4 protein-coding genes and 3 pseudogenes are annotated in these 5,137 nt (G+C 62.5%); all 7 read right to left on the bottom strand.

What is annotated here, in order from left to right; all coding sequences use genetic code 11:
- Positions 1-473, bottom strand: a pseudogene (locus BW737_RS15325) (hypothetical protein); the annotation flags it as partial.
- A 249-nt stretch (positions 474-722) separates the two neighbouring features.
- On the bottom strand, positions 723-1,280 hold the full coding sequence (locus BW737_RS15320; protein ID WP_143233422.1) for a hypothetical protein: 558 nt from the start codon (positions 1,278-1,280) through the stop codon (positions 723-725).
- 199 nt (positions 1,281-1,479) lie between these two features.
- On the bottom strand, positions 1,480-2,241 hold the full coding sequence (locus BW737_RS19095) for a hypothetical protein (RefSeq protein WP_257210930.1): 762 nt from the start codon (positions 2,239-2,241) through the stop codon (positions 1,480-1,482).
- Positions 2,242-2,407: 166 nt separating this feature from the next.
- A pseudogene (locus BW737_RS20175) lies at positions 2,408-2,695 on the bottom strand (DUF6571 family protein); the annotation flags it as partial.
- Positions 2,692-4,413, bottom strand: coding sequence for a DUF6571 family protein (locus tag BW737_RS15305; protein WP_086616077.1), 1,722 nt, complete (start codon positions 4,411-4,413; stop codon positions 2,692-2,694). The pseudogene BW737_RS20175 and the gene BW737_RS15305, both read right to left, overlap by 4 nt.
- A gap of 3 nt (positions 4,414-4,416) precedes the next feature.
- Positions 4,417-4,701: a hypothetical protein gene (locus BW737_RS15300; RefSeq protein ID WP_086616076.1), complete on the bottom strand. Its 285-nt coding sequence runs from the start codon at positions 4,699-4,701 to the stop codon at positions 4,417-4,419.
- A gap of 168 nt (positions 4,702-4,869) precedes the next feature.
- Positions 4,870-5,137: pseudogene (locus BW737_RS16385) on the bottom strand (hypothetical protein); the annotation flags it as partial.

Genomic DNA, 5,137 nt, shown 5'->3' with positions numbered 1-5,137 from the left:
GTCACTTCCTTGGGGGTGTCACCGGTGGCCCACACCCAGGTATCCATACCCACAAACGTCGCCCCCACACCCCCATACATCGGGTTATAACTGATCGTCGCCGTAGGAATCGTCACCGCATCCCACGCCGCCTGAGCCAGAGTCTCACCATCTATCTCGGGCTCCGGGGCCGCCTGGCCGGCAGGCACATACACGGGGTCGTGGTCGGCGTAGTAGTCCGCCATGATCTCGCCGAAGTCGCGCTCGTCATCATCGGCCATGTAGCGGGGGTCGCAGTACGGGATGTACCAGTAGCCCTCCGTGTCATCGGCGTACGACTCGTAGTCGGGGAAGTGAGTCTTGTACTCCTCCACCGAACCACTGTGGTTGAAACGGATGTACTCCGCCGCCTTCCCCGAATCGATCCACTCCGCCCGCTCCGCCCCGGTGTCACTTTGCTCATACCAGCACACCGGATGCACTGCGGCGGTCACCACCTGCGACCACGCCGTAGCGCCACCACCAGAACCAGCCGACCCATCCGAAGCAGCCGACACAGACTCCACCTCCACACTCATCGTCACCGAACCATCCCCACCAGACGACACCGAACCTGCGGAGGAACCTGTTGTAGTGGTGGTTCGATTTGTATCGGCAATTGCTGGAGACATTGCAACCATGAAGGCGACCAATAATAGCGCGACAGATATAGGTCGCAGTGCTTGGCTCTTGATCTTCATTGTTCACACCGCGCACTCGTTGACGGAAAGGGTTTCTCCTCCAGCTTCCAACCAAGCTCCATCTTGATAGATCATGGTCACGATCTTTTCATATCGACCTTGAAGAGTTTCCGGGTCACTGATATCGTTGCCTGCGGCGTCGTATGCGACCACTTCGGACTGGTCATCGCAAATACTGACCCTGGCCTGAACCTCGTCGGAGTACGGTGAAGTGATGGACACCGAGTAAACAGCTACTTTTACCGTTCCGTCAGTTGTCTCGTCTTTTACAGCGTTGAAATTGTTGAGGAAGTTATTGTACTCCTCCGGAGTAAGTAAAGATTCTGTATCTTCGATGCCGGTGCCGGTGAACCAGATGTTCCAGGTCACCTCGTCGTAGTGGACGAAGGCCTTCAGGATCTCGGTCTGCTGCTCGTCCAGGCCCTCAGGGATAGACGTGATCACGTGCCGCTCGGTGGACAGTGACTCGGCGGTCACTATGCCTGCGGCTTCCGCCGAGGCTGCGGCAGATGCGGATGCGGCTGCTGCGGCTGCGGATTCGGAGGCGTCGGCTGAGGCCATTGCCTCGGGGTCGAAGGTGCCGATGCCCAGGGGGTTGTCGTTGGAGTCGGAGGAGCATGCTGTCAGGGGTGCGGCTGCTAGGAGGAGGGCTAGGAGGCCTGCTGTTATGCGGTGTCGGTGGGTGTCGGTGGAACGGGGTGTGGTCCGCATGTTGGGTGGTCTCCTTGTTGGTATGAGCGTCGGCGGGTGTGGGTGGCAGTTAGTTGTCTGGGTTGTTTGGGGTGTTGGTGGGGGTGGGTGAGGGTAGGGGTGTGGGGTAGGCGTAGTAGGGGCGGGCTTGTTCCATGGTTTTGCCCAGGCCGGGGATGGGCTGGTCCTGGCAGAGCCAGGGGAGGGCTGATTGGGTCAGGGCGATGAGGTTTTCTCGCATGTCCCCGGCCATGACCGAGGCGTGGCGGATGCTCATGGCCAGGTAGTGGTCCCCGCAGGTGAACACGGTGCTGCCGTAGTCGTACTTGGCGCCGGGGCTGGAGGTATGGGCCTCGCCCTGCCCCTCGATGCCGTCGAAGGTGAAGGTTGACGCCTCCCGCCCCCAGGCTAGTGATCCCCCATCCCAGGGGCCGCGGTCGTCGTAGATGTACCAGAACTCCGAGTAGAAGACGCTGCTGCCCTGGCCAGGAGCGTCCACACGGCACTCGGGGGCGGTGGTTCTGTTCTTGTCTGAGGCCCTGATGGTGACGTTGTTGCCGAACATGGCGTACAGGGCCGTGTCGGGGATGCCGGGGCAGGTGTACTTCTCGCCTTCTCCGGTGGGTGCGGTGGTGGGTACTACCGCGGCTGTGGGGAGGGTGGTGGGCTGGGTGTCGGGTATTAGGGAGCAGCCGGCCAGTGCCAGGCACGCGGCCGCAAGCGCTGTTAGCGTCGTCAGGGCGGTGCGGCCTGCTGGCAGACGGCGGTGCTGGGCGGCTGTGGGCCTGGGCCTGTGGTGCTTGCCTGCGGGTGAGGGTGGTGTGGGTGGCATGGCTGGTCCTTTGTGGGATGGCTGTTGCCTGACGCTGGTTAGGGGTCTTGTTGTTTACCATTCGCCGTCCGGCTCGTCGTCGCCTCCTGGGTTGGCGACTACGTACGTCGTCGAATGTGCCGTCTCGGGTGTCGGTGAAGTCGAGGCCGGGTTTTGTGGGGCTGTAGAGGTTGTTGCCGATCTCGGACAGGCCGACACCGAAGTCGTAGTCGGTGAGTTGCTCGGGGGTCATGTTCTGGGTGAGGTTGTTGCCGTCTGGGTCGATGACTTTGAGGGCGTTGACGCTGGTGCCTTCGCGTTCGAGGGTGGCTTTGAGGTCCTCTTGGTTGTATAGGCCGGAGTTGAGCAGTGCCAGGGTGATCTGGCGGTTGTTGTCGGCGGCCGCGGTGTTCTTGGTGTGTACCGCCTGGCTGCTGGCGTCGTCGGCGTTGTCGGTGCTGAAGGGCTCGCTCAGGCTGATGCCGAGGGAGGCTGCGGGGCCGACGACGGGTATGAGCCGGCCAGGGACGAGGTGGCGGTGTTGATGTCCTCGTGGGCGGAGTCCTGCTTCTCGGCCAGGGCGATGAGCTGGTGGGCGGCGGCCCCGGCGAAGAAGCCGTTGGTCCGACTCTGAGTAGTGACAGCCTGTTGGAGGGCGGTGGCGTTGCCGGTGGTGTTGTACTGGTTGACGGCGTCCTGGAGCTGCTGGGTGTGGTAGTCGGTCATCGCCTGGCCCAGGGTGGTGGAGGCCCACTCGTCCAGGGAGACCTGGCCGATGAGGTTGGTAAGCGCCCGGTCGGTGAACAACGGGTAGTAGGTGGTGTTATCGCCGTCGACGCTGCTGCCGACCGGTCCGCCGCTGTTGCCTGTGTCGGTGGAGGCGTCTACGCCTTGGGGGTGGCGGGCCATGACCGCGGCGACGGACTGGCGGGCCTCGGGGGACAGGTTCAGGGGGTCTTTTCCGGAGCCGAGGCCGTTGAGGATGCCGGAGGTGGCGGTGGCGCGGGCGGATTCCTGGTACTGCTGCTGGGTGGGGCTAGGGCCGGGGGTGGTGGTGCGGTCGATCTGGTTGGCGAGCATCGCCCAGTTGGCGGTCCACGACTGGTCTGTCAGGCCGCCGATCTCAACGAGCTGCTGGATGCGCTCGGCATGCTCGAGGGACTGGGCCGCGGTGACCGGGGTGGTGGTGCCGTCCTGGTTGGCGACCAGCCACTCGATGGCGGCGTCGGGATTGCCGGTCATGGCATGCACCACCCCGAACAACGGGTTCGCGGTAGATCCGACCGGCTGCTTGGTCGCGCTGGTGGGGTTCCAGTACTCGCTGTTCCATGGTTTGGCCTGCTCGGGGCTGAAGCTCTCCAGCCGGTTGGCGAGCGTGACCAGGAGGGCGTCACTGTAGTTCAGGCCGATGTCCTCGGGGGTGCCGTCGGAGTCGATGTCGGCGGGCCGGGAAGCGGCGAGCATCTGGTTCAGCGCGCCTATGCGCAGGTCCTTGCCCTTCTGCTCGGCATAGTCCACCAGCCGGTTGGCGTAGGCCTCGGCCTTGCCATCATCCCAGGTGCACGAGGCAGTAGCCAACACATGCCCCAGAGCATCAGCCAAATCACTACCAGCGTTCGGACGGTCACTGGTGGTGGCGCCCCGTAAATCAGATTTGGTAGTGAATTGGTCCTGGATGTCGGTGGGTAGGTCCAGCAGGCGGGCGGGTCCGATGTTGGCCAGGATGGTGTTGGCATACACGGCATCGTCCTGGCCGGCCTGGACACGCCCGATGAGCTCATCCCACTGCTCTGGGGTGCAGCCGTTGATGGAGTAGTCCACCATGGTCTGGGCGTCGGCGCGGGCCTGGTTGACCTTGTCCACCTGATTGTAGGTGGTGGCGTTCTCGGCGGTGTCCTCGGCGCCTTCGGGCAGCCAGTAGCAGATCATGCCGTCCGCGCCAGTCATGGTTATGCCGCCCTCGTTAGCGGCCTTAGCAGCATCCAGACGAGCCTGCAGGGAATTGATCTCAGTCTCCAGGGCAGCAGCATGCTCGCCAGCAGTGTTGGAACGCCCGCTCAGCTCGGCAGGATAGTCCTGTATCCGGTTAGTGCTGGTTACCGTCTCCCAACTGGTCTCGGACTGCTCCTTGTACTCGGTCAGCTTGTCAATGATGTCCTGAACGCCATCGGCGTCAAGCGAAACATAAGTCACTGCTCACTGCCCCCACTTCGCACGGTAGTCGTCCTCGTCCACATAGGTCGGCTCACCCTCCCAGTCACTACTGACCTCAACGGTGGCGTTGCGCAGGTTGGAGATCATGGAGTCGACGACCCCCACCACCGTGTCGTGCATAGTGTCAGCCAGAGGAGACTGCCACACACTCTCGGTCCCGCCCAGGCCCTCGGTCAGCAGAGTGGACTTCGGAGTCATACCCTCCGTAGCCGGATCCGCATCCAGATCATCCTGAGCCTGCTCAAGCGCATCAACCACCTTCTTCAAAGCGAACTTCTTATAGTTATACTCCTCCCCATCAGCCGGCGGTGCGATAGGCGACGGGCCCGGTGACGGGCTAGGTGTGGGATAAGACATCAGCAGTCAGATCCTTTCAAAGTGTCCGAGCGAAACAAGCCAGCACAACAACACCCAGCCCATCAACCAACCTGGGATTCATGGCTGTTCGGTGGGCCGGACAATAATCGTCTGGATCTCCGCCACCGGGATCGTGGTGGTCGTGGAAGTGGTGTGGGTGTCCATGGTGCCGGTGGCGCCGTCGGAGGCGGTGTAGGTGATCGCGTAGGACACCTTCACATCCACCGGCGTCACAGAGTCCTTGAAATGCGCACTAGACCGGTCGAACACGATCTTGCAGTCCGTACCCTTCGAATCATTCTCCTCACTCCAGGGGATACCGAACCCAGTACACGTGGCCGTCCCA

Source organism: Actinomyces ruminis (genome assembly GCF_002154335.2).
GTDB lineage: Bacteria > Actinomycetota > Actinomycetes > Actinomycetales > Actinomycetaceae > Actinomyces > Actinomyces ruminis.
The sequence above is the reverse complement of the archived record's forward strand: the minus strand, read 5'-3'. Positions and strand labels throughout refer to the sequence as shown.